The organism is Streptomyces sp. NPDC088810 (genome assembly GCF_044750305.1).
In the GTDB taxonomy this organism is placed as follows: domain Bacteria; phylum Actinomycetota; class Actinomycetes; order Streptomycetales; family Streptomycetaceae; genus Streptomyces.
The window spans coordinates 816,580-841,634 of record NZ_JBIVJQ010000001.1 but is presented as its reverse complement, the minus strand read 5'-3'; the positions used below and the strand labels follow the sequence as shown (position 1 = coordinate 841,634).

The window sequence follows — 25,055 nt, the reverse complement described above, 5'->3', positions numbered from 1 at the left end:
TCCCCTCACAGGCTTCTCAGGAGTGCTGAACGATGGTGTCGGCGAGCACCGGAGCGTCCCCGCGCTCCACGGCACCCACCGTGACCCGCACCCGCCCCTCCTCGCGCCACATCCGGATGCGCAGGGTCTCCCCCGGGAACACGACCCCGGCGAACCGGGTGGCGTAGCCGCGCACCCGGGTCACGTCGCCGCCGAGCAGGGTGTCCACGACCGCCTTGAGGGTGATGCCGTAGGTGCACAGACCGTGCAGGATCGGCTTGTCGAAGCCGGCGAGCTTGGCGAACTCGGGGTCGGCGTGCAGGGGGTTGTAGTCGCCGGAGAGGCGGTAGAGGAGGGCCTGGTCGGTGCGGACGGGCCGGTCGACGGTCCGGTCGGGGTCGCCGGCGGGCGGGTCCCGGCGGGCGGAGGGTCCGCGGTCGCCGCCCCAGCCGCCCTCGCCGCGTACGAAGATCTGGGCGTCGTTGGTCCACAACGGTCCCTCGGCGTCGACGACTTCGGTGCGCATGACGAGGACGGCGGCCTTGCCCTTGTCGTACACGGCGGCGATCCGGCCGGTGGCGGTGGCGGTGCCGGCGACCGGGATCGGCCGGTGCAGGGTCAGGCTCTGGCCGCCGTGCAGGACCTTGGCCAGGTCGACGTCGACACCCGGCATGGACAGTCCGCTGATCACCCCGGGGGAGCCGGCGCCCGCGACGGTGGCGAAGCTCGGCAGGACGTGCAGCCGGGTCTCCAGGGTGTAGCGCAGCTCGTCCGGATCGGTGGCGGGGCTGTCCTTGTCCGGGTTGGCGCCCGCGCCGATGCCGAGGTGGTAGAGCTGGACGTCCTTGGCGGTCCAGCCGATCTCACCGGAGCGGGGTTCGGCGGCGAGGGCCTGGGCTGCGTCGATGGGCATGGTGCTCCTGACGGGTCTCGAGACCTCGGTGCGGACGTCCGCACCGTCGGCCGCACCGAGGTCGTCCACGCGCGGACCTAGAACGCGTTCCAGTCCGGCGCCCTCTGTATAGCCCAGCGCTCCGCAGTTGTGAAGGCTCCTGACGTCGTGTCAGCTCGGCTGGCGGAGGCTGTGACATCTGTCCCGCCCGGGTCCGTACACGTGTGTCTGCCGGGGGCGGGGCGGTTGTTCGTACGCTGTGCTGTCGTACCGCCGTCGGCGGGCACATCTGACCGGGGGAAACATCAGACATGACGTGGATGCGGGGAGTTCGCTGCCACATACGGACCCTGAGGACCGAGCGCCGTCGGTGGCGGGCCGACCTGGAGCGTTTCCGGGCCGCTCGACGGGCCACCCGGAAGCGGGGCGGGGAGCCGGACGTCGACCATCCGGGCCCGCCGCCCACCGGCTTCTCCCTGCTGCCCTGGCTGCTGATGGGCATGGGCTCCTTCTCCAACCTGCTCCAGGGCCGGACCCCGAACCCGTGGATCGGCGGCCTGGGCCTGCTGGCCTTCAACTCCCTCTACGTCTACGTCACCTTCCGCGCCTTCGACCGGGCCAAGCGGGAGTCGGCGTCCACCCGGGTGGCGCTGGGCCTGCTCGCCCTGCTCACCACGGGCCTGGCCCTCGGCTACGGCGGCAGCTGGCTGATGTTCTTCCCGCTGCTGGGCCTGGCCACCGGCGCCGTCCTGCGCGGGCCGTGGCTGGGCCGCACCGGCATCCTGCTGGCGGTGTACGCGGGTGCCGTCTCCGCCGTCCGCGACGACTGGGCGAACGCGACGACCATGGCCTACGGCACCTTCATCTCCGCCATGGTGACCGCGGCGATCCTCAGCCTGTCCGAGGCCGTACGGGAACTGCGGGCCGCCCGCGAGGAGCTGGCCCGGCGCGCGGTGGAGCAGGAGCGGCTGCGCTTCTCCCGCGACCTGCACGATCTGCTCGGGCACACGCTGTCGGTGGTCGTGGTGAAGTCCGAGGCGGCCCGCCGGCTGGCCCCGCGCGATCTGGTCGCGGCGCTGGCGCAGATCTCGGACATCGAGTCGGTGGGCCGGCAGGCGCTCACCGAGATCCGGGAGGCGGTGACCGGTTACCGCGAGGGCAGCCTGGCCACCGAGCTGACCCGGGCCCGGTCGGCGCTGTCCGCGGCGAGCGTGCAGCCGGTGGTCCGCCAGTCCGGGGCACCGCTCGCCCCGCAGACCGAGGCACTGCTCGGCTGGGTGGTGCGCGAGGCGGTCACCAACGTCGTCCGGCACAGCCGCGCGAGCCGCTGCGAGATCACCGTGGAGGGAGCCGCCGAACAGGTCCGGCTGACGGTCACGGACGACGGCAGGGGCACCGGCACCGGCGGCGGTGCCGGCGGTACCGGGCTGAAGGGGCTGGCCGAGCGCCTCGCGGCGGCGGGCGGCTCCCTCACGGCCGGCCCGGCGCCGCGCGGCGGCTTCACGGTCACCGCCGACCTCCCGGCCGGCGGTGCCGAGGCGGCGTCGCCTGCGGCTACGGGGCCCAGGGCGAACCGGCCGCCCAGCTGACGTCGTTCGCCCAGGACGTGGCGCTGTCGAAGGCGTTGGATCCGCCGTTGCTCGCTATGTACAGGTTGTAGTCGTAGTGGCGCAGGTACCTCGTCGGGTAGTTGTACGAGGCGAACGAGGTGCCGGTGCCGCTCTTGCCGGTCTGCGGGCAGAAGGTGGCGTCGGCGCGGAACCGGGCGGTGCCGTCCATGGGCTGGCGGTAGACCCGGTAGTCGGAGTGGCGCAGGAAGTCACCGGGATAGTTCCGCGACTCGAAGGAGACGCAGGAGCTGTCGGCCAGGCCCCGGCGGACGATCCAGGTGGCGTCGCCCTTGTCGACGGACGAACTGCTCGACGTCACCGGGGAGATGACGGCCGCGTTGTTCTGGTGGCGGACGTAGTCGCTGGTGCAGCAGGAGGTCGTGGCGCGCAGGGAGATCTCCGAGCCGGGGTTGAGCGTGCCGGTGCTGCCGGTCGGGCCGCCGTAGCCGACGGAGACGATGTCGGCCTGGACGGCGTTGTCGGCTGCGTCGGTCGGGATGCCGGAGGTCATCACGCCCTCGAAGAAGGAGCCGATGGAGCCGTTGCTGTTGTCGCCGCCGGTGCCGAGGACGATCGCGCCCTCCTGGTGCATCGGCGAGTAACCGCCCGCGGTCGGCTCACCCCCGGAATAGGTGGTGGTCAGCCCGCCCGACCGGGCGTTTCCGTATTTCAGCGCGAAATGGTCCCGGCCGTTGTTCTTGAGCAGCGCGGTCACGAACGGCAGGGGTCCGGTGCCGGTGTTGGAGGTGTTCCTGCTGTAGCCGGCGTCGGACTGGAACAGCCCGTTCTCCAGGTCGGCCTGCACCCACGGCCCCTGCCCGTAGCAGGGCGAGAACCAGCACTCGGTGCCGAAGTTGATGGCGTCCATGTGGCCGTTGCCGGTGTCCAGGTTGTTGGTCTCGGCGTTGCCGTAGTCGAAGCAGCAGCGGTTGTTGACGTGCGTGCCCGAGGTCACCATGTACATCCCCTCGGCCTGCCCGTTCACGGCCACGCCCGAGGTGGAGTTGTCCCGGTAGCCCATGCCGGCGGAGATCTCCAGACCGTAGACCTGGTGGCCGCCGACGGTCACCGGCAGGGCGTCCGCGGGCGCCCCCACATCGGCGGCCCCGGCGCCGCCCGCGCCCTCGATCGTGAGGTCGTTGTGGCGCGGGGACTGGTCGTAGATCTCGGTGATGATGCAGGTCGTGCCGGAGCAGAAGGAGTCCTGGGCGGCGGCGTTGGCATACCCGCCGGCGGCCGACAGACCGATGTTCGTCTTCGCCCCGTCCGAGGCCCGCTGCACCTGGTACAGCGGCCCGTTGTACGACCCGTACAACGCCCGGACCAGGCTGTGCGCGGCCACACAGGGGGTGCCGGCGGCGCCGTAGAGGTCGCAGGGCAGCGAACTCGCGGCGGCGGCCGGGGGCGCGCCGGTGCCGAGGAGCAGCGCGGTGAGGGCGGCACAGACGGCCAGGAGGGAGAGGAGGGCGCGGGGGGTTCTCATGGGTACGGTGCACCTCGGGTTCGTCGAAAAGGGACGTTCGAGATACCGGACGCCGTTCGACCGATATACCGAACCTGTTCATGTGCCGAATTTCCCGGGATTCCTGCGAAGGCAGAGGCGATTGTTTGGGGGTCGCCCAAAGCCGTCAACCCCCGCCGCACCGAACCATGCCGATTCTTTGCAGCCGAGCCCTTACCGCCGACCCGTCACAAACCGGCGAGCAGGCCGTGGAGCGGGGCCGGAATGCGGGCGGGGTCGAGCGCCTCGGCCAGAACGCGGCCGTAGTGGATCTTGCGGCCCTTCTTCGTGCCGAGGAAGCGCCGCAACTGCTGCTGCGGGCTGCGGCCTTGCTGTGCGGGCTGGCGCAGGAAGGTCTCCAGGGCACGCACGTCGCCCTCGGCCCGGACCAGCTCCGCCACCCGGGACACACCCAGCGCCCGGATCAGTTCGTCCTCCAGGTCCGCCGCGCAGACGAAGAACCCGTGCCGTGCCGCACCGGCCCGCTCCCAGCCGCGGGCGTAGTAGCCGCGCTCGCGCTCGTCGCACAGCCCCGTGAGGCGCAGGTCCAGCCCGGGCGGCCCGAGGAGGCGGGCGAAGCGCCCGACGTTCATCGCCCCGCCCATCGACAGGACGCAGACCCCTTCGGCCGCCAGGTCCCGGCCGCGGCGCGCGGCCAGCGCGCCGACCGCCGCGGCGTCGCTCGGCCCTTCCAGCAGGACGACCGTCCGGACGGACAGCCGCGCGGCCAGCTCCCGCGCCGGGCCCTCGGACCCCCCGGCCGCCCACGCGGTGACCGCCTCCCGGAACGCCCCCAAGTCAGCCATGGGACGAGTCTGCGCCCTGCACCGCCGCGCGGGTAGCCGATTTCCCCCGGGCACGAGGGCCGTGCGACGGCCGGGAGGAGGCCGTCTCTTCAGGGGGCAGCCGTATGTGCCCGGGGTCGTACCGGTGCGGTGCCGGCCCGGCTCCCCCGGCCGCGTGCCGCCGTAACCTGGCTCCATGAACGAGATGCCCCGGGACCGCCGGCCCGCGAAGTGCATCCGGGTGCTGCTCGCCGAGGACCAGGGCATGATGCGTGGCGCTCTCGCCCTGCTGCTCGGTATGGAGGAGGACATCGAGGTCGTGTCCCAGCTGGGGACGGGGGACGGCATCGTGGACGCCGTGCTCACGCACCGGCCGGACGTGGCCCTGCTGGACATCGAACTGCCGGGCAGGAGCGGGCTGGACGCGGCGGCCGAGCTGCGGGACCAGGCGCCCGACTGCCGGGTACTGATCCTCACCACCTTCGGCCGGCCGGGCTATCTGCGCCGGGCCATGGAGGCCGGTGCGGCCGGTTTCCTCGTCAAGGACGGGCCGGTGGAGGAGCTGGCCGCGGCGATCCGGCGGGTGCTCACCGGGGAGACCGTGGTCGATGCGGCGCTGGCCGCCGCCGCGCTCAGCGCCGGGCCGAATCCGCTGACGGCCCGCGAGTGCGAGGTGCTCCAGGCGTCGGTGGACGGGGCGACCGTCGCCGACATCGCCGGGAAGCTGCACCTGTCCGAGTCCACCGTCCGCAACTACCTCTCCTCCGCGATCGGCAAGACCGGCACCCGCAACCGGGCCGAGGCGGTGCGGGAGGCCCGGCAGCAAGGCTGGCTGTGAGCGGTGCCTCCGCCGCCCCGGCTCACTTTGTCACGTCCGCCTTCTCGTAGGTCGTCCCCTCCGGGGCGACGCACACGAACCAGTTCCCTCCCGGGTAGCCCGCCACCGGGCGGATCAGCGAGGTGCCGTCATCGGCGGCGGGCGCGGATCCCGCCGGCCGGGCCACGGTGGAGCGGCCGTCCTTCCAGCGGCAGGTGACCTCACGGGCGGTCTTCGCCACATGGCCGACCACCAGCCGTTCGGGGGCCGCGGGGCCGACCTCCTCCAGGCTGACGGCCGCGGCCTGGAGGTCGCTGCCCGAGAGGCGGTCGACCCTCTTGTGCGTGTCGGACATGACCACCAGGGAAAGGCCGTCGCCGTAGGACCGCATCGAGAAGTACGACGTCTTCCCGACCAGGTCGGCGGCCTTGTCCACCTCCGGCCCCAGGCCCCTCCGCTTCATGGCGTCGAACTGCCGGTGCGCCTCCCACGTGTCACGCGGCGCACCCCACACCTCGACCCACACCCGCCACCGCTTGCCGTGCTCGGTGCCTCGCGCCAACTCCGTCTGCTGCGGGTCGTACACATGTCTCTCCTCGCCGGATGCCGGGCCGGACGCCGGCGGTGTCCCCCGGTCGGCGCGCTCCCCGGGCAGCCCGCCCAAGGCCAGCGTCGCCCCCGTCGAGCCCGCCAGCACCAGGGCCGTGGCCGCCGCCACCGCCCAGCGCCGCGCCCTGCGGCGCCGGCCACCGCGGATGACGGCCTGGACCGGGGCTGTGCCGATCTCGGCCTCGTCCGCCGCGTCCGCGAGCAGGAGCGCGATGTCCGTCTGCGTCATGTCGTGGTTCTCCCGGTCCGCGCTCATCACTTCCGTCCTCCGTACGTCACCGTGTCGGCCAGTCCCGGTACGGCGCGGAGTTTCGCGATCCCCTTGGCCGCGTTGCTCTTCACCGTGCCGACCGAGCAGCCCATCGCCTCCGCCGTCTGGGTCTCCGTCAGGTCCTCCCAGTAGCGCAGGACGACCGCCTCCCGCTGCCGCGGGGGCAGTTGGGCGAGCGCCTTGAGCAGGGCGCTGCGGTCGTCGGCCTGGGCGATCCGGTCCCCCGTGTCCGCCACCTCGCGCACCAGGCCGGAGTCGTCCTTCGGCGCCAGGAACTCCCTGAGCCTCCGGCGGTGTCTGCGCGCATGCGCGTTGATCATCACCCGCCGTACGTACGCCTCCGGGTCGTCGGCGGCGCCGACCCGGCGCCAGGCCGCATAGACCTGTTCGAGCGTCGACTGGACCAGGTCCTCGGCGGCGTGCTGCTCCCCCGTGAGGAGAAATGCCGTGCGCACCAACCGCGGCCAGCGGCCGACCACGAAGCTCTGGAACTCCTCGTTCCGAGTCTGCTTCCCGTCCCCCATGGGCACCTCCTAGATATTCAAAGGAGTCCATGGGCCGCCCGGACCGTTGCCCGGTCCGCGCGATTCGGCGAATTTCCCGGGCCTGACGCCGCTCTCCTACACCGCCGCCGCCCGCAGCACCGTCACCACCGCCGCACCGCCCAGCCCGATGTTGTGCGCGAGGCCGACCCGCGCCCCCGGCACCTGCCGCGCGCCCGCCTCGCCGCGCAGCTGCCACACCAGCTCGGCCGTCTGCGCCAGACCGGTCGCGCCCAGCGGATGGCCTTTGGAGATCAGCCCGCCGGACGGGTTCACCACCCACCGCCCGCCGTACGTCACCGCCCCCGACTCCACCAGGGCGCCCGACTCCCCCGGCGCGCACATGCCGAGCGCCTCGTACGTCAGCAGTTCGTTGACGGAGAAGCAGTCGTGCAGCTCGATCACGTCGACGTCCTCGATACCGAGCCCGGAACGGCCGTAGACCTGCCGTGCCGCCGCCCGGGACATCGGCTGCCCGACGACGTCGATGCAGGAGCCGGAGGCGAAGGACTCCTCGGTGTCCGTGGCCATGGCCTGCGCGACGATCTCCACCAGGCCGGTCAGGGAGCGTTCCTCGGCGAACCGCTCGGACACCACCACGGCCGCCGCCGCGCCGTCCGAGGTCGGCGAGCACTGCAGCTTGGTCAGCGGCCGGTGGACCGTACGGGAGGCGAGGATGTCGTCGACCTCGTACACGTCCTGGAACTGGGCGTAGGGGTTGTGGGCCGAGTGGCGGTGGTTCTTGGCGGCGACGGCGGCGAGCTGCGCCTCGGTGGTGCCGTACCGCTCCATGTGCTCGCGGGCCGCGGCGCCGAAGATCTGCGCGGTCGGCGGGGTCGCCGCGAAGCCGTGCCGGGCGGCCATGACGCCGTAGTGCCGGGCCACCGGGGACGCCGAGAAGTCGCCGCCGTCGGCCCCCGCCCCGAGCGCCCCCTTCTTCATCCGCTCGAACCCCAGCGCCAGGACGCAGTCGGCCGCGCCGCCCTCGACCAGCTGCCGGGCCAGCATGAGCGCGGTCGCGCCGGTCGCGCAGTTGTTGTTGACGTTGTAGACGGGGATGCCGGTCAGGCCGAGCTCGTAGGCGGCGCGCTGGCCGGCGGCCGAGGGCTGGAAGCAGTAGCCGACAGGAACCTGTTCCACGTCGATGTAGGCGACGCCCGCGTCCTCCAGCGCGGCGGTCCCCGCCTCCCGCACCATGTCCCAGTACTGCCAGGGTCTGGTCTCGGGCTTCTCGAAGCGGGTCATTCCGACCCCGGCGACATAGGCCTTCATGGCGCGCAGACTAGAACGTGTTCCACCAACATACCAGCCCCTGACAGCCGGTCAGAATTCCATGGAACGGTCAAGGATTCGTTAGAGGCCCGAAGCAACGGAATAGTTGCCTGTGCATACGAGGTTTACCCACCACTTATGACACGCGGAAGGCCTCACCCCATGCCAGACACGACGACCGACCAGCCCAGCCGGAGAGCGGGCGGCGCCGTTGTCCCCGTGCTCGCCTTCGCGGGCATCGTGGTCGCGGTGATGCAGACGCTGCTCGTGCCGGTCATCAAGGACCTGCCGCAGCTGCTGGACACCGCCCCCAGCAACGCCACCTGGGTGCTCACCTCGACCCTGCTGTCCGGCGCCGTCGCCACCCCGATCATGGGCCGGCTCGGCGACCTGTACGGCAAGCGCCGCATACTGATCCTCAGCCTCGCCGTGATGGTGGCCGGCGCCCTGGTCAGCGCGGTCACCAGCCAGCTGCTCGTCATGATCGCGGGCCGTACCCTGCAGGGCTTCGCCATGGGCGCGATCCCGCTCGGCATCGGCCTGATGCGCGACATGCTGCCCCGCGAGAGGCTCGGCTCGGCCATGGCCCTGATGAGCTCCTCGATCGGCGTCGGCGGCGGCCTCGCGCTGCCCGCCGCGGCCCTGGTCGCCCAGCACACGGACTGGCACGCCCTGTTCTACGGCGCCGCCGGTCTCGGCGCGCTCGCCATCGCCCTCACCCTCCTCGCCGTACCGGAGTCCCCGATGCGCGCCGAGGGCTCCTTCGACCTGCTCGGCGCGCTGGGCCTGTCCGCAGGCCTGGTACTGCTCCTGCTGCCCATCACCAAGGGCAGCGACTGGGGCTGGTCGTCGGGTACGACGCTCGGCCTGTTCGCCGGGGCCGTCGTGGTCCTGCTGCTGTGGGGCGTGTTCGAGCTGCGCGTCCAGGCGCCCCTGGTCGACCTGCGCACCACCGCCCGCCGCGAGGTGCTGCTCACCAACCTCGCCTCGATCATGGTCGGCGTCAGCTTCTACGTCGTCTCCCTCGTCCTGCCCCAGCTGCTCCAGCTGCCCACCGCCACCGGCTACGGCCTCGGGCAGTCCATGGTCGTCGCGGGCCTGTGCGTGGCCCCGCTGGGCCTGACGATGATGTTCACGGCCCCGGTCTACGCCCGGCTGTCCGCCCGCTACGGCCCCAAGGTCACCCTGATCACCGGCCTGCTGATCATCGCGATCGGTTACGGCGGCGGCCTCGGCCTGATGGACGCGGCCTGGCAGACGGTCGTCACCTCCGTGGTGCTCGGCGCGGGCATCGGCCTCGCCTACTCCTCGCTGCCCGCGCTGATCGTCGGCGCGGTCCCGGCCTCGGAGACCGGTGCGGCCAACGGCCTGAACACGCTGATGCGGTCCATCGGTACGTCGGTGTCCAGCGCCGTCATCGGCATGGTGCTGGCCAACACCGCGAACGACGTGGGCGGCGTCGCGGTCCCGACCATGCACGGCTTCCGGGTCTCCTTCCTGATCGCCACGGCCGCCGTCGCGGTGGGCCTGCTGCTCGCGCTGTGCCTGCCGAAGGCCGTCCGGCCGGCCCAGCACACGCAGCTGCGGGCGAGCAGCGAGGAGGAGGCCAGCCTGGAGCGGGCCGAGGAGGTGCTGCGCGGGTTCCGGGGACGGGTCCTGGACGCCGGCGGCGCGCCCGTCGCCCGGGCCAAGGTCACCCTGATCGACCGCCGGGGCCGGCAGGCCGGCGCGACCCTCTCCGAGGCGGACGGCAGCTATGTGCTGGCGGTGCCGGGGGAAGGGGCGTACGTGCTGGCCGCGCGGGCCTCCGGCCATGGGCCGCTGGCCTCCTCGGTGACGCATTCCGGTGCGGAGCGGGCTGTCGATCTGGATCTCGCCCTGCCCGGGGAATCGGTGAGCGCCTAAGAGCTCGGGGACAGCCCGCGCCCCTTCGGGGCGTTGCACGTACCCCCTGTCATCATGGGCGGTCGGACTGACGTACGACCGAAAGGCGCCCCATGCCCGCCGCTCCCAAGCCCGAGATCCTGGCCGCGTTCGAGGCGGCGAAGGGGTTCATGCCCCTCGACGAGGGGCTCGCCCTGTACGACGCCGCCGTCAGCGCCGGCCGGCTCGGGCTGCCGGTGCTGGAGGTGGGCACCTACTGCGGGCGGTCCACGGTCCTGGTGGCCGACGCGGCCCGGGCGGCCGGGGTCACCGCGCTGACCGTCGACCACCACCGGGGCAGCGAGGAGCAGCAGCCCGGCTGGGACTACCACGACCCGGAGACGGTCGACCCCGAGATCGGCCTGATGGACACCCTCCCGGCCTTCCGGCGCACGCTGTTCAAGGCGGGCCTGGAGGAGCACGTGGTCGCCCTCGTCGGCCGGTCCCCGCAGGTCGCGGCGATCTGGAACTCCCCGCTCGGGTTCGTGTTCATCGACGGCGGCCACACCGACGAGCACGCCACCGCGGACTACGAGGGCTGGGCGCCGCACGTCGCCGAGGGCGGGCTGCTGGTCATCCACGACGTCTTCCCCCATCCGGAGGACGAGTTCACCGGCCAGGCGCCGTACCGGGTGTACCTGCGGGCCCTGGAGTCCGGGGCGTTCACGGAGGTGTCGGCGACCGGCTCGCTGCGTGTCCTGCGGCGAACGGGAGCGGGGATCTGACGCCCCGGTTAGAGTCGCAGACGTGTCGTACACAGGCCCGGACTTCGATCCCCCGCAGCAGCGTCGGCCCCGGCGCGGCCCGCTGACCGTGGCGCTCGCCGCGCTGGTGCCCGGCGCGCTGCTCGGCTGGATGGTGTACGAGGCGGTGGGCGGCGGGTCGGGCGGCGAGGACCGTACGGTCTCCCCCGCGCCCCTCCCGCGCAGCGCCACGGTGTCCTCCGCGACGCCGCCCGCCTCCCCGAGCGACGACGCCAAGGCGTCCGGCTCCCCCTCCGCACGGCCGGGCGGCACCGGCCCGCTCGAGGGCAGGGTCGTCGTCATCGACCCGGGGCACAACCCGGGCAACTTCCGGCACACGGCGGAGATCAACCGCCAGGTGGACATCGGAACCAACCGCAAGGAGTGCGACACCACCGGGACGTCCACCGACGACGGCTACACCGAGGCGCGGTTCACGCTCGACGTGGCACACCGGCTGCGGACCCTGCTGGAGCGTCAGGGCGCCACGGTGAAGCTCACGCGCGACGGCGACAGCCCGGCGTGGGGTCCGTGCGTGGACGAGCGGGCCCGGATCGGCAACACCGCGCGCGCGGACGCGGCGATCTCGATCCACGCCGACGGCTCCGCCGAGGGCAACCGCGGCTTCCACGTCATCCTGCCGGGGTCCGTGCACGCCGGTGCCGCCGACACCCGTGCCATCGTCGGCCCGTCCCACGACCTCGGGGTGCGCATCGCGGGCAACTTCCTGCGCGAGACGGGCGAGCCGCCCTCCAACTACCTCGGCGACGGTACCGGTCTCGTCACGCGCACGGACCTGGGTGGTCTCAATCTGTCAACGGTTCCCAAGGTGTTCATCGAGTGCGGCAACATGCGCGATAGCAAGGACGCGGCACTGCTGACCAGCGGCGCCTGGCGGCAGCGGGCGGCGCAAGGGATCTCTGAGGGAATCGTGAGTTTCCTGCGCGAGTCGTGACCGGCGGGCGGAACCGGGCGGACAGCCGGATCTTGCGGACGGTAGTGTCTACCGACGACGAGACGACTACGAAGGACCTGAAGTGAATATCCGCTCCCTCACTAGAGGCGACGGCGTGGTGATCGGAGCAGCGGTGGTGCTGTTCATCGCGTCGTTCCTCACCTTCCAGAGCTACTCCTTTTTCGGCGCCTCGGCCGACGGGAACGCGTGGGACAGCCTGGGCATGGGCCTGGGCGTCTACATGGGTGCGGTGCTCGGTGCCGTCCTCATCGTCGTCAACCGCTGCCTGCCGCAGCCCCGCAAGGTGCTCGGACTCGACCTCGCCCAGGTCGGCACCGCGTTCCCGGTCCTGACGGCCTGGGTGCTGCTGTGGACGTTGATCGACACGCCTGACGGTGCGGACGTCGGCGCCGGTCTCGTCCTCGGTTTCATCGCCGCCCTGGTTCTCGCGGGTGCCGCCATCGCCACCCCGCTGGTCCCCGCCCTCCAGGCCGCCCTGCTCCCGGCCCCCAAGCCGGTCGCCCCGCAGCCCTACGGCGCCCAGCCGCCCGGTGGTTACGGCTACCCGGGCGCCCAGCCGCAGCAGCCTTACGGTGCGCAGCCGCAGCCGGGCCAGCCGTACGGGCAGCAGCCGCCGGCCGCGCAGGCCGCCCCGGCGCCGCAGCCGGCCGCCGCCGACTTCTCGCCGTTCTGGTTCGCCGTGCCGGTGACCCGCCCGCTGTTCGCGGAGGACGGCTCGCCCACCCCGATCGCCGAACTGGCGCCGGGCACCTGGTACCTGGCCGTCGAGCAGCGCGGGGCCGCGCTGGTCGCGCAGACCCAGGACGGCCGCCGTGGCGTGCTCCAGGACACCTCGGGCATCCAGCGCGGCTGATCCGGCCGCCGCACCGCACCGGCCCCCCGCCCTTCCGGGCAGGGGGCCGTTGTCGTACAGTCGGCTCCCGGCTGGTATCTGACGGATCGTCAGGAGGCAGGCACATGCGGCTCGGTCTCGCACTCGGCTACTGGGGCCGCGGTCCGGACGCCGGCCATGTGCCGCTCGCCCGGGAGGCGGAACGGCTCGGCTACGACTCGGTGTGGACGGCGGAGTCCTGGGGCTCGGACGCCTTCACCCCGCTGACCTGGATCGCCGCGCAAACCTCGACGATCAGGCTGGGTACGGCCGTTGCGCAGATGGCCGCCCGCTCGCCGGCCGCCACCGCGATGCACGCGCTCACCCTGGACCACCTCTCCGGCGGACGCGTGCTGCTCGGGCTGGGCCTGTCCGGGCCGCAGGTGGTGGAGGGCTGGTACGGCCGCCCGTTCCCGGCGTCGCCGCTGACCGCGACCCGGGAGTACGTGGACGTCGTACGGCAGGTGCTGCGCCGCGAGGCGCCGGTGGCGGTGGACGGACGGTTCCACCCCCTCCCCTACCGGGGCCCGGACGGCACCGGGCTCGGCAAGCCGCTCAAGCCGATCACCCATCCCCTGCGCCGCGACCTCCCCGTCCTCCTCGGCGCCGAGGGCCCGCGGAACGTCGCCCAGACGGCCCGCATCGCCGACGGCTGGCTGCCGCTGTACTGGGCGCCGAGCCGGCCCGAGGTGTACGGGGACGTGGTGCGCACGTTGCCTGAGGGGTTCCTGGTGGCGCCGATGGCCCGGGTGAAGGTGTGCGACGACGTCGCCGAGGGGCTGCTGCCCGTGAAGGCCATGCTCGGCTTCTACATCGGCGGGATGGGGAACGCGGCCCGCAACTTCCACGCCGACCTGATGGCCCGCATGGGGTACGAGGCCGAGGCCCGGCGGATCCAGGAACTGTTCCTCGCCGGGCGCCGGGAGGAGGCCGTGCTGGCCGTGCCGGACGCCTTCGCCGACGAGATCTCCCTGGTCGGCCCGCGCGAACGCATCGCCGAGCGGCTGGAGTTGTGGCGCGCGGGCCCGGTGACGGACCTGCTGGCCCTGTCACCGGACCCGCACAGCCTGCGGGTGCTGGCGGAGCTGAACTCCTAGCCCTTGGTGAGCTGGGAGCCGGAGGGCACCTGGTCCTTGACCGGGGCGCCGGCGCTCTGGCCCGCGTCCTTGACCTTGCTGATCATGTCGCCGAAGGGGCCGACCGCGCCCTCGTCGCCCTTGCGGAGCTTGGACGGCAGGTTCTTCAGGGCCTCGATGCCACTGGTGAGGGGCGCGAGCGCCTTGGAGAGGGTCGGGTCGGCCTGGGCGTTCTTCTGGGCCGCCTTGAGCCGGTTGTAGGCGAAGGCGCCGGCCAGGGCGGCCTTGACCAGGGCCAGCTTGCGGCCCTTGGCGCCCTTCTTGAACTTGCCGGCCTTCCAGGGCTTCACGATCCACTGGTAGGTCGCGCCGGCGGCGAGGCCCGCGTCGATCACGAAGCGGGTCTTGGCGAACTTGCGCTTCTCCGCGGACGTGGTCGGGCTGGGGGTGACGGCGGCGGGCTCGGCCCGCACCTCCCCGGTCTCCTGCGCACTGCTCGTCGTGCTGGTCCTGGTACTGCTCGCCTGCTCACCGCCGCAGGCCGTGGCACCGGCCACCAGGGCACAGCACAGGGTGAGCGCCACGACGAGGCGCCGTATCGGTACGGGCACGAGGTCCTCCGGACGTGTCCTCCCCGAGCGGTCTGCTTCCTCCGGCAGCCTCACCCGAGCCGGCCGGATCCGCCACCCGGGGGACGCCGTCCGGGTGCCGTCCCGGTTCCGTCCGGGTCCTGTCCGGGTTTCACCGGCCGTCGCCCGGCAATCCGCAAGGTATGTCCCCTCGATATCGCAACGGTGCGAATCAGGCCGGGACGGTCATCGCGATCGTCGCCGACATCATGGCGCTGATACTCGGCCTGTGGATCCTGATGTACCTGCTGGACGCGAACCGGGCCAACAGCCTGGTCCAGTTCGTCCACGACGCGGCCTCCTGGCTGGCCGGGTGGTCGCACGACCTGTTCACCTTCGACAAGGCATGGGCGCGGGTCGTCGCCGGATACGGCCTCGCCGCCGTGGTCTACCTGTTCGTGGGCCACGCCATCGCCAACCGGATGCACCGGCACTGACCGCTCAGCGGCAGCAGTCGGGATCGAGCCCCGCCGGCAGAAGGTCGCCGCCGAACACCGCGCACGTGGCGTCGTGGCCGCCCAGTGCGGCCACGGCCAGCAGCAGGGAGCCCGCCGTCCAGGTGGTCAGCTCGCGGGGCCAGATCGCGTCGTCGTCGAAGACGTAGCCCGTCCAGTACAGGCCGCTGTCCGGGTCCCGCAGGTGCTGGATGGACTGGAGGATCTCCAGGGCGCGGTCGGACTCGCCCATCGCCCACAGGGCCAGGGCGAGTTCGGCGGACTCGCCGCCGGTCACCCACGGGTTGGGCACCACGCAGCGCACCCCGAGCCCGGGGACGACGAACCGGTCCCAGTCCGCCTCGATACGGGCCTTGGCCTCCGCTCCGGTGAGCGCGCCGCCGAGGACCGGGTAGTACCAGTCCATCGAGTAGCGGTCCTTGTCCAGGAAGCGCTCGGGGTGGCGGCGGATCGCGTGCCGCAGCGCCCCGGCCGCCAACTCCCAGTCCGGCTGGGGCTCTTCCCGCTCCTCGGCGATGGCGAGGGCACAGCGCAGGGCGTGGTGGATCGAGGAGCTGCCGGTGAGCAGGGCGTCGGCGGTGGGCGTGCCGTCGTCCTCGCGGCGCCAGCCGATCTGCCCGCCCGACTGCTGCAGGCGCAGCACCCACTCGACGGCCGCGTAGACGGTCGGCCACATCCGGTCCAGGAACGTGTCGTCGCCGGTGGACAGGTAGTGGTGCCAGACGCCGACGGCTATGTAGGCGACGAAGTTGGACTCGCGGGCGCGGTCGGTGACCTCGTCGTGGGCACCGTCGGCGTAGGCGGCGTACCAGGAGCCGTCCTCGTTCTGGTGCCGGGCGAGCCAGCCGTAGGCCCGCTCGGCGGCCTCGTGCTCGCCGGCCGCGTCCAGGGCCATGGCGGCCTCGGTGTGGTCCCACGGGTCGAGGTGATGCCCGCGGAACCACGGGATCGCGCCGTCCTCCCGCTGCACGGCGAGGATGCCGCGGACGGTCGCGGCGGCCTGCTCGGCGGTGAGGACCCCGGGCAGGACGAGGTGTTCCGTCCGGGGGGTGGTCACTTGGCGGCCACCCCGTCGGTCTCGGCGAGCCGGGGCAGGTGCGGCTTGGTCGCGTAGACCACGAAGCTCTTGCCGATCAGCGGGTTCAGCGCCTGCTCGGCGAGCCGGGTGGCGAGCGGCTTCTTCATGATGTCCCAGACCAGCAGCTTGTGGTACGCCCGCACCGGCAGCGCCTTGTCGTTGTCGACGCCGAACGCGCACTTCAGCCACCAGTACGGCGAGTGCAGCGCGTGCGCGTGGTGGGTGCCGTACGGCTTCAGGCCCGCCTCGCGGACCTTCCCGACCAGTTCGTCCGCCTTGTAGATGCGGATGTGGCCGCCCTCGACCTCGTGGTAGGCGTCGGACAGCGTCCAGCAGACCTTCTCGGGGCCGTAGCGCGGCACGGTGATCGCGATGCGGCCGCCCGGCTTGAGCACGCGCACCATCTCCGCGAGCACGCCCTTGTCGTCGGGGATGTGCTCCATCACCTCGGAGATGATGACGACGTCGAAGGACTCGTCGGGGAAGGGCAGGGCCAGCGCGTCGCCCTCCATCGCGGTGGCGGTGGCGCCCTCCGGTGCCTCCCCGGCCTCCTTCATCGCCGCGAACCACTTGGCGACCTCGCGGATCTCCTCGCCGTTCTGGTCCAGCGCCACGACCTGGGCGCCGCGCCGGTAGCACTCGAAGGCGTGCCGGCCGGCTCCGCAGCCGAGGTCCAGGACACGGTCGCCGGGGGCGAGCGGGAACCGGGAGAAGTCGACGGTCAGCACGTGGCCCTGCTTTCGGAGGAGACGCCTGCAACACTTGCCGGGGCCGCGGAGCGGCCGGGGGTCGGGGCCGCGGAGCCGCTGTGGCCCGCCGCGGGGCGGTGGGGGCCCGCGGAGCGGGCGATGGCCTCGCGGTAGTGGGCGACCGTGCCCTCGGCGGCGCGGGCCCAGGTGAAGTTGCGCAGCACCCGTTCGCGGCCCGCACGGCCCAGCCGCACCCGCAGCTCCGGGTCGCCGAGCAGCCGGCTCAGCCCGGCGGCCAGCGCCCCCGCGTCGCCGGGCGGTACGGCCAGACAGGTCTCCCCGTCCGGGCCGGCGACCTCGGGGATCGCGCCGCCGGTGGTGGCGAGCAGCGGGGTGCCGGTGGCCATGGCCTCGGCGGCGGGCAGCGAGAAGCCCTCGTACAGGGAGGGCACGCAGGCCACCTCGGCGGAGCGGATCAGGTCGACCAGTTCGGCGTCGGAGATGCCCTTGACGAAGTCCACGGCGCCTTCGAGGCCGTACCGCTCGATCGCCTGGGCGACCGGGCCCTTCTGCGGGCGCTTGCCGACGACGACGAGGTGCGCGGCCGGGTGCTCGGTGCGCACCTTGGCGAGCGCCTCCACGAGGAACACCAGCCCCTTCAGCGGCACGTCCGCGCTGGAGGTGGTGACGATCCGGCCCGGCACCTCGGGGACGGCCGGATTCGGCGAGAACAGGTCGGTGTCGGCGCCGATGTGGACGACGTGGACCCGGTCGTCGCGGACGCCGAGGTGGTCCACGATCTCCTGGCGGGAGCTGCCGGAGACGGTGAGGACCGAGGGCAGCCGGCGGGCGACACGCTTCTGCATCCGGGTGAAGGCGTACCAGCGGCGCACCGAGTAGCGGCGCTGCCAGGTGTCGGCGGCGTCCAGCTCCAGCTGCCGGTCCACGGTGATGGGGTGGTGGATCGTGGTGACCAGGGGGGCGCCGATGTCGCCCAACAGGCCGTACCCGAGGGTCTGGTTGTCGTGGACGACGTCGAACTCGCCGCGCCGGGCGCGCAGATGGCGGCGGGCGCGCAGCGAGAAGGTCAGCGGCTCGGGGAAGCCGCCGGTCCACATGGTGCCGACCTCCAGGGCGTCGATCCAGTCCCGGTACTCGTCCCGCCCGGGGGTGCGGAACGGGTCGGGCTGGCGGTAGAGGTCGAGGCTGGGCAGCTCGGTGAGGGTGAGACCGGGGTAGCCCTCGTCGAGGACGGGGTACGGCTGCGAGCCGATCACCTCGACGCGGTGGCCGAGCCGGGCCAGCTCGCGCGAGAGGTGTCGTACGTAGACACCCTGCCCGCCGCAGAACGGGTTCCCCTTATAGGTGAGGAGCGCGATGTCGAGCGGTCGCTCGCCGTCGGCAGCGGGTTCCTGATCGGCACCCGCTTCCCGGGCCTCAGCGGTCACTCCGTGCCCCCTTCTGCCTGCACTGTCCCGCGAGACTACGACGGGACGCTAATCTAGAACAAGTTTCAGACTTGATCGTTCAAGAGGCTCTGAATCTACCGGCAGGTAGGGGCGCTGTGAGCAGTGGATCAGGTGATTCGCGCCACGGCGCGCGGCCCTGCCATCCTGTCTGATCACGAGCCCTACAGACACCCTCACCGACTGTCACGGAACGGGACCCATGCCTGCGGAAGCCAGCACCTCGCGCCCGGCCTCGTCACCCCTCACGGAGCGGCAGGAGGCCCGCCGGCGCAGGATCCTGCACGCCAGCGCGCAGCTGGCCAGCCGGGGCGGGTTCGACGCGGTGCAGATGCGCGAGGTCGCCGAGTCCTCCCAGGTCGCCCTCGGCACGCTGTACCGCTACTTCCCGTCCAAGGTGCACCTGCTGGTCGCCACCATGCAGGACCAGCTGGAGCACATGCACGGCACCCTGCGCAAGAAGCCGCCCGCGGGCGACACGGCGGCCGAGCGGGTCGCCGAGACCCTGATGCGGGCCTTCCGCGCCCTCCAGCGCGAGCCGCATCTGGCCGACGCGATGGTCCGTGCGCTCACCTTCGCCGACCGCAGCGTCTCGCCGGAGGTCGACCAGGTCTCCCGCCAGACCACCGCGATCATCCTGGACGCGATGGGCCTGGCGGACCCGACCCCCGAGCAGCTCTCCGCGGTCCGCGTCATCGAGCACACCTGGCACTCGGCCCTCATCACCTGGCTGTCGGGCCGCGCCTCCATCGCCCAGGTGAAGATCGACATCGAAACGGTGTGCCGCCTGATCGACCTGACGGACCCGGCCGCGCGCAGCTGACCGACCCGACGGATCCGGCCCCTCGCCTCCGGTCCGGTCACCCCCGCCTCCGGCGCCGCAGCGCCCCCAGGAGCCGGTCGAGCACCTTGAGCGCCGCGGTGCGCCGGGCCGGCCGGCGGGACCACACGGCGGGCAGGACGACCCCGGCCCAGACGGCGAGGAAGACGAGCGCGGCGAGCAGGACGGGCAGCTGAGCGGCGACCGGCAGCTGAAAGATCACGGCATTCCCTCCGGGACGAACGACCGACGACGTGCACGACGACCTTCGCCCCCTGGCGCACCCTTCTGGCCGTACCCCGAATCCCCCCGAACTCCGGGCGAAACCCGCAGGTCAGGCCGTACCCTTCGGAGACATCCGCCGAATCGCACCGAAGGGGTGGGGAGTTGGCCGCACCACCGGCGGGTCCCGTCGCGGACTTCTGCGCCGAACTGCACCTCCTGGTGCGCAAGTGCCGCGTGTCGCAGGGCGAGATCGCCGAGGTGCTCGGACTGCGCAGCACCAGCACGGTCTCGGAGCTGCTCAACGGGCGGCGGCGGAAGGTGCCGGACTGGGACGTCGTCCGGAAGATCGTGAGCCTGTGCACCGAGCGGAACGGATCCCAGGCGCCGCCCCCGGGGATGAACCTCGACGCCGGGTACTGGAAGAGCAGGCACACGGAGCTGGAGCGGACGGCGGAGACGGCGCCCGAGCGGGTCGGGCGGCTACCCGGGCCGGTGGCACCGGTGCCCACGCCGCGCGTCCATGCGACGGACTGCGTCGAGATGGGCGTCGGGGAGGCGGTGCGGCTGTTGGCCGGGGGCCGCGAGCAGCTGATGGCCGCGGTGGACACGCTGATGACTCCGCCACGAGGCGACCGAGAGGAGCCTCATGCCCTGGCCCGTCTCCTGCGCTACCTCCCGGGGCGCGTACGAGCGGCACACGGGGTCGAACGTGCCGCACTCCTCCAGGCCGCGCGTGTCGTGCTGGTGGCTGCCGCGGTGGTGAGGTCCACGAATCTCGCCGACGCCTACCCGCTGATCCGGGACCTGGCAGACGGGACCCATGGGACGCATGCGTCCCCGCTCGCGCCCTTCAGGACCGGCATCGACGCCGTCCAGGCGTCGCGCATCACCGCCGAATACCAGCGCCTGGCGGCGGTACTGGCCGATGCCTGCACCGAGTTCGCGCTGGTGGCGGGCGTGCCCTCAGCCGTCGGGGACGGCCCGGCGGCCGGCCCTGCTCCCACGGGGCTGGCCGGGCTCGGCGACCTCCTGGCGGAATGCACCGGCCGGCCGGGGGACTTCGCACCCGCCGCAGCGGTACTCCGGGCCCCGATCGCGTCCATCGATGCTCCCGGCCCGCGCCTGCCCAGCCTCGCGGACGGCTACGTCACCCCGCGCTACCGGCTCGCACCTCCGTCCCGGAACGCACGGTCCGGGGTCGCCTCGGACAAGTGGTGGGGCCGGCAGCCGTTGTACGACGACATCGAGCGGTTCCTCGCCGCCCACGTCCTCGGCCTCCCCGCCCTGCTGGCGCCGCTCCTCGTGCTCGGCCACCCGGGCGCCGGAAAGTCCCTGCTCACGAAGCTGCTGACGGCCCGGCTCCCGGCCGGTGAGTTCCGCCCCCTGCGGGTGGAGTTGCGGCACACGCCGGCGGAGACGGACCTGCAGACCCAGCTGGAACATGCGCTGAAGCGGAACACCGGACGGGAGGTGACCTGGCCGGACTGGTACGACCAGGAGCCCGGCGGCCCCCTCCCCGTGGTCCTGCTCGACGGATTCGACGAACTGCTCCAGGCCGGTGCGCACAAGCTCGGTCGCGGGCGCCAGTGGGGCTATCTGCAGGAGATCAAGGAGTTCCAGACGCGTGAGGCGGGGCTCGGCCGCCCGCTGATCGTGATCGTGACGAGCCGCACGGTGGTCGCCGACCGCGCGGACATCCCGTACACCAGTCAGGTGATCCGCCTGGAACCCTTCGACGAGCCGGAGATCGAACGGTGGCTCGCCGTCTGGAACGCCACCAACCAGGACCACTTCGCCCGGCACGCCCAGCCGCCGCTGCCCCTCGAGGTCGTCCTCCCCCACCGGGACCTGGCCGCACAGCCGCTGCTGCTGCTCATGCTGGCGCTGTACGACTCCACCGGTCACGCCCTGCGCCTGCTGGGGAACGAGGACATCAACCGCACGCAGTTGTACGACCGGCTGTTGCGGGAGTTCGTCCGCCGCCAGGTCGACAAGGACGGCCCGCTGCCTCCGGCCGAGACGGCCACCGCCGTCGACCGCGAACTGCACCGGCTGTCCGTGGTCGCCCTCTCGATGTTCCACCGGGGTGCCCAGGCGATCAGCGGCGAGGACGCCGACCGGGACCTGCGGGCACTCGGCGCCTCGGCACCCGGTGCGGCGGACGATGGTTCGGGACTGCTGTTCGGCCGCTTCTTCTTCGTGCACGAGGCGCAGGCCGTCGTCACGGAGCAGCGGCTGCGCAGCTACGAGTTCATGCACGCGACCTTCGGCGAGCATCTGGCCGCCCGGCTGATCGAGCAGGCGCTGCGCCGGCTCGCCGCGGGCCCGGCGTCGGACGACGGCGAGTCGTACGCGCTGCTGTCCTTCGCCCCGCTCACCGACCGGGCGCAACTCGTGCAGAACCTGCGGGACATGCTCGCGGCCTGGCCCGCGGACCGCGTCCGTGCCGCCTTGGTCCCGGCCCTGGTCGGCCTGTTCCGCACCGTCGGATGGGACGCCGGGCACCGCACGCCCGTCGCCTACGCGCCGGTGCGGTTGCGCAGGGCGTACCGGGATGCCGTGTACGAGGTGAACCTGCTGCTGATCGCCGTACTGGCGGCGGGTGCGGTGCTCGGCTCGCAGCTCGTCGACGCCGACGGGGACGCGGCGGACGGGTGGCGGCGGCATGCGCTGCAGTGGCAGGGGCAGCTTTCCGTGGAGTCCTGGACCGCGCTGACCTCGACGCTCCACGTCGAACGCTGCTGGCGCCCCGATCCGGGGGAACGGGGCACACAGCGGCCGGACGTGAAGATCAGCATGCGCGAGTCTCCGCTCACCGACCACGTGCTCAACTGGTCGCTCCGGACGTCTCCGCCCGGCAGGACCAGAGCGCTGTCGCCCGCGCTGGAGCGGCGGCCGGCCTTCGCGCAGCGCGTCACGGATCTGATCAGGCGGGTCTCGTTCGTCTGCGACCGCGACACCGAGAAGCTGCTGCATCTCGGCTATCCCGTGCTGCTGCAGTTCCCGACCACCGTCTCCCTCTCCGCCGACTTCGCAGGCACGGGGCACCGGTCGGCGCTGCAGCCGCTGCTCGCCCTGCTGACCCGCGACGTCTACGCACCCGAGGCACTGCCCGACCTGTACGCCGAATGCCTGCACCACTCGATCGTGCCCGAGTCGGACGAACGCAACGCCTACCTCGAAGCCGTACTGCGCCAGCTCGTCCACGACGCCCCCGACCTGCCCGACGAGGCTCTCGCGTCGGTGCTCTCCCTGCTGCGGCACGTGCTGAGCGAGGGAGAGGTGCGCATCACGGAACGGATGGAGCACGCGCTCCTGGAGTGCCTGGCCCACGCCGTGGACCGAGGGAGCCCGGCCCTGGCCGACACGTCGGCCCTGCTGCTCCCGCTCCTCGTCCGGGACGCTCCGACGCCCCTGCGGTCCCTGCTGGAGACCACTCGCCTGAGCCGTTCCACGCGCACGTGGCGCTGGTCGGGCTCCCTGACCGGCGCAGCCGCCGCCCACCGCCTCGACCAGCTCCTGGACAGCCTGGATCTGCCCGCGGTCGCCACCACCCACCCCACGGCCCTCATCAGCCTCCTGCGCCTCGCGGCGGAGCTGGGCCTGGACGACTGGCTGGCCGCGCACACGGCGGAGATCCTCGCCGCGCTGCCGCCGGCAGCCTTCGGCCTCCTCCGCCCCTTGGACCTCCCCCACCTTCGCGCGGCCCTGCCACCGGGCGCCTACGCCGGGCGGTTCGAGCAGGTGGAGCGCACCTGGCGCGGCCAGGAACCGACGCCACCCTGACGCCCCGCACATGAAAGACCTACGAGACGGGTTCCCTTCGCCGGCATGGTCCGGATCAGGTATTGGGGGTCGCCGTACGGCCTGACTGCTGCCTTCCGGCCTCTCAGCCCTACCGTCGCTGTCGGCCCGGGCGGATGCCTGAGCGTCTCGCCCAAGTCGGCTACTCCGGTGGGGCTCCCTCACTCGCCTCGTAGGCTGATACCAGCATAGAACGGGACACCGCTGACGGAACCGTCCAATTCCCACCATTTGCCAACATGGGGTCCGACGCGCCTACTCCTCCGGCGGAAACACCGCTTCCCCGCTGTCCCGCAAGGTGATCACGATCGCCTCCACCGGGCAGTTCTCGGCCGCTGCCAGGATCTGTTCGCTGGCGTCCGTGTCCGGGGCGGTCGGGCGGGACTGGCGGGCGGGGTCGAGGTGGAAGCCGGCCGGGGCGTGGTGGAGGCACTGGGCCGAGCCGATGCAGAGCGACCGGTCGACCTCTACGTGCCAGCGGTCGCCCATCGGCTACGCCCCCGCCGGGAGGTGGATCATCTTGTGCTCCAGGTACGCGCCGTACCCCTCCGGACCGAACTCCCGCCCCAGGCCCGAGTTCTTGTAGCCGCCGAACGGGCCGAGCATGTCGAGGCTGAAGGTGTTGACGGAGTAGGTGCCGGTGCGGACCTGCCGGGCGATGTCGACGCCGTGCTCGGTGTCCGCCGTCCACACGCTGCCGGACAGGCCGTAGTCGGAGTCGTTGGCGATCTTCACGGCCTCGACCTCGTCGCCGTACGGCAGCAGGCAGATGACCGGGCCGAAGATCTCCTCGCGGGCGATGCGCATGGAGTTGTCGACGTCGCCGAAGAGGGTGGGTTCGACGTACCAGCCGCGCTCCAGGCCGTCCGGGCGGCCGCCGCCGGTGAGGATCTTGGCGCCCTCCTCCTGGCCGATGCGGATGTAGTCCAGGTTCCGCTGCTGCTGGCGCCGGGCGACCAGCGGGCCGACCTGGGTGGCCGGGTCCAGCGGGTCCCCGACGACGAGCGCGCGCGCCGCCTGCGCGAAGGCGTCGGCGAACTCGTCGTAGCGGGCGCGCGGGACGAGGATGCGGGTCTGGGCCACGCAGGCCTGCCCGTTGTTCATCCAGGCCGCCGGGACGATCCCGGAGACGGCCGCCTCCAGGTCCGCGTCCGGCAGCACCAGCGCCGCCGACTTCCCGCCCAGCTCCAGGGTGACCCGGGTGAGGTGGCGGGCGGCGACCTCCATCACGCGCTTGCCGGCCGCGACCGAGCCGGTGAAGGAGACCTTGTCGACGCCGGGGTGGCCGACCAGGTACTCGCTGACCTCGCGGTCGGCGGGGACGATGGACAGCACGCCGTCCGGGAGGCCGGCCTCGCGGGCGATCTCGCCGAGGAGGTAGGCGTCCAGCGGGGACTCCGGGGACGGTTTGAGGACGACGGTGCAGCCGGCCAGCAGCGCGGGTGCCAGCTTGGCGGCGGCGACGAACTGCGGGACGTTCCAGGGCACGACGGCGGCGACCACGCCCACCGGTTCCCGCCGGACCAGGATCGGGCCCAGTACGCCGTCCCTGCGTTCCTCGTGGGGGAAGTCCCGCGCGACCCGGATCGCCGCGTCCCAGACCATCATGGCGCCGAGCGCCTGGGCGAGGACGCTCCAGGAGTACGGGGAACCGTTCTCCGAGGAGATCACCCGGGCGATCTCCTCGTGCCGGGCGGCGATGCCGTCCTTGATGCGGGTGACGACCGCGATCCGCTCCTCCAGCGTGGCCCGGGGCCAGGGCCCTTCGTCGAAGGCGCGGCGCGCGACGGCCACGGCCCGGTCGACGTCGGCCCGGGACGCGTGCGGCACCCGGCCGATGACCTCCTCGGTGTGCGGCGAGATCACCTCGATCACGTCCCGGCCCAGCGGGTCGGTCAACTCCCCGCCGATGAACAGCTGTCCGTGTTCCACGAGCTCGGTCATGGCCGACTGCCTCCCGCCGCACCGCACCGCATCCGTCGTTTCTGACGCTATTTCAGAACTGATACCAGTTCTAGTTGA

At 72.5% G+C, this 25,055-nt stretch carries 23 protein-coding genes and 1 riboswitch; of the genes, 10 read left to right on the top strand and 13 right to left on the bottom strand.

From position 1 onward, the window contains the following. Positions 1-16: 16 nt before the first annotated feature. The gene (locus tag ACIP4Y_RS03825) at positions 17-892 is read right to left on the bottom strand and encodes a MaoC/PaaZ C-terminal domain-containing protein (protein WP_401387312.1); all 876 of its coding nucleotides are present in this window, start codon (positions 890-892) and stop codon (positions 17-19) included. A gap of 290 nt (positions 893-1,182) precedes the next feature. On the opposite strand from ACIP4Y_RS03825, the gene ACIP4Y_RS03820 reads away from it, so the two are divergent. Continuing rightward, positions 1,183-2,460 carry a sensor histidine kinase gene (locus ACIP4Y_RS03820; protein ID WP_401387310.1) on the top strand — a complete coding sequence of 426 codons (1,278 nt, stop codon included), beginning with the start codon at positions 1,183-1,185 and terminating at the stop codon, positions 2,458-2,460. Here the strand turns inward: ACIP4Y_RS03820 and ACIP4Y_RS03815 are convergent. Both ACIP4Y_RS03815 and ACIP4Y_RS03810 read right to left on the bottom strand, forming a co-directional pair. Beyond that, positions 2,426-3,964, bottom strand: a complete 1,539-nt coding sequence (locus ACIP4Y_RS03815) for an alpha-L-arabinofuranosidase B (RefSeq protein WP_401387307.1) — start codon at positions 3,962-3,964, stop codon at positions 2,426-2,428. The genes ACIP4Y_RS03820 and ACIP4Y_RS03815 overlap by 35 nt on opposite strands. Before the next feature lie 206 nt (positions 3,965-4,170). Continuing rightward, positions 4,171-4,788 carry a TOPRIM nucleotidyl transferase/hydrolase domain-containing protein gene (locus ACIP4Y_RS03810; protein ID WP_401387304.1) on the bottom strand — a complete coding sequence of 206 codons (618 nt, stop codon included), beginning with the start codon at positions 4,786-4,788 and terminating at the stop codon, positions 4,171-4,173. A gap of 175 nt (positions 4,789-4,963) precedes the next feature. Between ACIP4Y_RS03810 and ACIP4Y_RS03805 the strand changes: the two genes are divergently transcribed. Beyond that, on the top strand, positions 4,964-5,605 hold the full coding sequence (locus tag ACIP4Y_RS03805) for a response regulator (protein WP_401387301.1): 642 nt from the start codon (positions 4,964-4,966) through the stop codon (positions 5,603-5,605). A 22-nt stretch (positions 5,606-5,627) separates the two neighbouring features. On the opposite strand, the gene ACIP4Y_RS03800 is transcribed toward ACIP4Y_RS03805, so the two are convergent. From ACIP4Y_RS03800 to ACIP4Y_RS03790, 3 genes are all read right to left on the bottom strand, one after another. Continuing rightward, complete coding sequence (locus ACIP4Y_RS03800; RefSeq protein ID WP_401387298.1) at positions 5,628-6,452, bottom strand: hypothetical protein; 825 nt, start codon at positions 6,450-6,452, stop codon at positions 5,628-5,630. After that, positions 6,449-6,988: a SigE family RNA polymerase sigma factor gene (locus ACIP4Y_RS03795; RefSeq protein ID WP_401387295.1), complete on the bottom strand. Its 540-nt coding sequence runs from the start codon at positions 6,986-6,988 to the stop codon at positions 6,449-6,451. Before ACIP4Y_RS03795 ends, ACIP4Y_RS03800 begins: the two co-directional genes overlap by 4 nt. A gap of 96 nt (positions 6,989-7,084) precedes the next feature. After that, a complete protein-coding gene (locus ACIP4Y_RS03790; protein WP_401387292.1) occupies positions 7,085-8,278 on the bottom strand; it encodes a lipid-transfer protein in 1,194 nt (397 codons plus the stop codon). Between the two features lie 162 nt (positions 8,279-8,440). Between ACIP4Y_RS03790 and ACIP4Y_RS03785 the strand changes: the two genes are divergently transcribed. The 5 genes from ACIP4Y_RS03785 (at position 8,441) to ACIP4Y_RS03765 (ending at position 13,888) form a co-directional block, all read left to right on the top strand. Next, the gene (locus ACIP4Y_RS03785; RefSeq protein WP_401387290.1) at positions 8,441-10,183 is read left to right on the top strand and encodes an MFS transporter; all 1,743 of its coding nucleotides are present in this window, start codon (positions 8,441-8,443) and stop codon (positions 10,181-10,183) included. Positions 10,184-10,275: 92 nt separating this feature from the next. Continuing rightward, a complete protein-coding gene (locus ACIP4Y_RS03780) occupies positions 10,276-10,926 on the top strand; it encodes a class I SAM-dependent methyltransferase (RefSeq protein WP_358640826.1) in 651 nt (216 codons plus the stop codon). A 22-nt stretch (positions 10,927-10,948) separates the two neighbouring features. Beyond that, positions 10,949-11,899, top strand: a complete 951-nt coding sequence (locus ACIP4Y_RS03775; RefSeq protein WP_358640828.1) for an N-acetylmuramoyl-L-alanine amidase — start codon at positions 10,949-10,951, stop codon at positions 11,897-11,899. A gap of 115 nt (positions 11,900-12,014) precedes the next feature. Further along, positions 12,015-12,773, top strand: coding sequence for a hypothetical protein (locus ACIP4Y_RS03770; RefSeq protein ID WP_401387285.1), 759 nt, complete (start codon positions 12,015-12,017; stop codon positions 12,771-12,773). Positions 12,774-12,877: 104 nt separating this feature from the next. After that, positions 12,878-13,888: an LLM class F420-dependent oxidoreductase gene (locus ACIP4Y_RS03765; protein ID WP_401387283.1), complete on the top strand. Its 1,011-nt coding sequence runs from the start codon at positions 12,878-12,880 to the stop codon at positions 13,886-13,888. On the opposite strand, the gene ACIP4Y_RS03760 is transcribed toward ACIP4Y_RS03765, so the two are convergent. Then, entirely contained in the window at positions 13,885-14,478 is a 594-nt protein-coding gene (locus tag ACIP4Y_RS03760) for a hypothetical protein (RefSeq protein ID WP_401387280.1), read from the bottom strand. The genes ACIP4Y_RS03765 and ACIP4Y_RS03760 overlap by 4 nt on opposite strands. A gap of 161 nt (positions 14,479-14,639) precedes the next feature. Between ACIP4Y_RS03760 and ACIP4Y_RS03755 the strand changes: the two genes are divergently transcribed. Further along, a complete protein-coding gene (locus ACIP4Y_RS03755; protein ID WP_358640836.1) occupies positions 14,640-14,933 on the top strand; it encodes a hypothetical protein in 294 nt (97 codons plus the stop codon). Positions 14,934-14,937: 4 nt separating this feature from the next. Here the strand turns inward: ACIP4Y_RS03755 and ACIP4Y_RS03750 are convergent, their stop codons facing one another. From ACIP4Y_RS03750 to ACIP4Y_RS03740, 3 genes are read right to left on the bottom strand one after another with little or no spacing between them, the layout of a single operon-like run. Then, on the bottom strand, positions 14,938-16,008 hold the full coding sequence (locus tag ACIP4Y_RS03750) for a prenyltransferase (RefSeq protein ID WP_401387276.1): 1,071 nt from the start codon (positions 16,006-16,008) through the stop codon (positions 14,938-14,940). Then, entirely contained in the window at positions 16,005-16,757 is a 753-nt protein-coding gene (locus tag ACIP4Y_RS03745; protein ID WP_358640840.1) for a class I SAM-dependent methyltransferase, read from the bottom strand. The genes ACIP4Y_RS03750 and ACIP4Y_RS03745 overlap by 4 nt, the downstream gene beginning before the upstream one ends. Further along, the gene (locus tag ACIP4Y_RS03740; protein ID WP_401387272.1) at positions 16,751-18,166 is read right to left on the bottom strand and encodes a glycosyltransferase family 4 protein; all 1,416 of its coding nucleotides are present in this window, start codon (positions 18,164-18,166) and stop codon (positions 16,751-16,753) included. The genes ACIP4Y_RS03745 and ACIP4Y_RS03740 overlap by 7 nt, the downstream gene beginning before the upstream one ends. A gap of 220 nt (positions 18,167-18,386) precedes the next feature. Here ACIP4Y_RS03740 and ACIP4Y_RS03735 point away from each other — a divergent pair, with 220 nt between their 5' ends. Continuing rightward, entirely contained in the window at positions 18,387-19,007 is a 621-nt protein-coding gene (locus tag ACIP4Y_RS03735; protein ID WP_358640844.1) for a TetR family transcriptional regulator, read from the top strand. Between the two features lie 37 nt (positions 19,008-19,044). Here ACIP4Y_RS03735 and ACIP4Y_RS03730 read toward each other — a convergent pair whose 3' ends face one another. Beyond that, entirely contained in the window at positions 19,045-19,227 is a 183-nt protein-coding gene (locus tag ACIP4Y_RS03730) for a hypothetical protein (protein WP_358640846.1), read from the bottom strand. A gap of 164 nt (positions 19,228-19,391) precedes the next feature. On the opposite strand from ACIP4Y_RS03730, the gene ACIP4Y_RS03725 reads away from it, so the two are divergent. Continuing rightward, a complete protein-coding gene (locus ACIP4Y_RS03725; RefSeq protein ID WP_401387268.1) occupies positions 19,392-23,015 on the top strand; it encodes an NACHT domain-containing protein in 3,624 nt (1,207 codons plus the stop codon). Positions 23,016-23,030: 15 nt separating this feature from the next. After that, a riboswitch (TPP riboswitch) is annotated at positions 23,031-23,206 on the bottom strand. A gap of 82 nt (positions 23,207-23,288) precedes the next feature. Here ACIP4Y_RS03725 and ACIP4Y_RS03720 read toward each other — a convergent pair. Further along, positions 23,289-23,522 (bottom strand): ferredoxin, encoded by a 234-nt coding sequence (locus ACIP4Y_RS03720; RefSeq protein WP_401387265.1) that lies wholly within the window; start codon positions 23,520-23,522, stop codon positions 23,289-23,291. Between the two features lie 3 nt (positions 23,523-23,525). After that, on the bottom strand, positions 23,526-24,977 hold the full coding sequence (locus tag ACIP4Y_RS03715; protein WP_401387262.1) for an aldehyde dehydrogenase: 1,452 nt from the start codon (positions 24,975-24,977) through the stop codon (positions 23,526-23,528). Positions 24,978-25,055 lie beyond the last annotated feature (78 nt).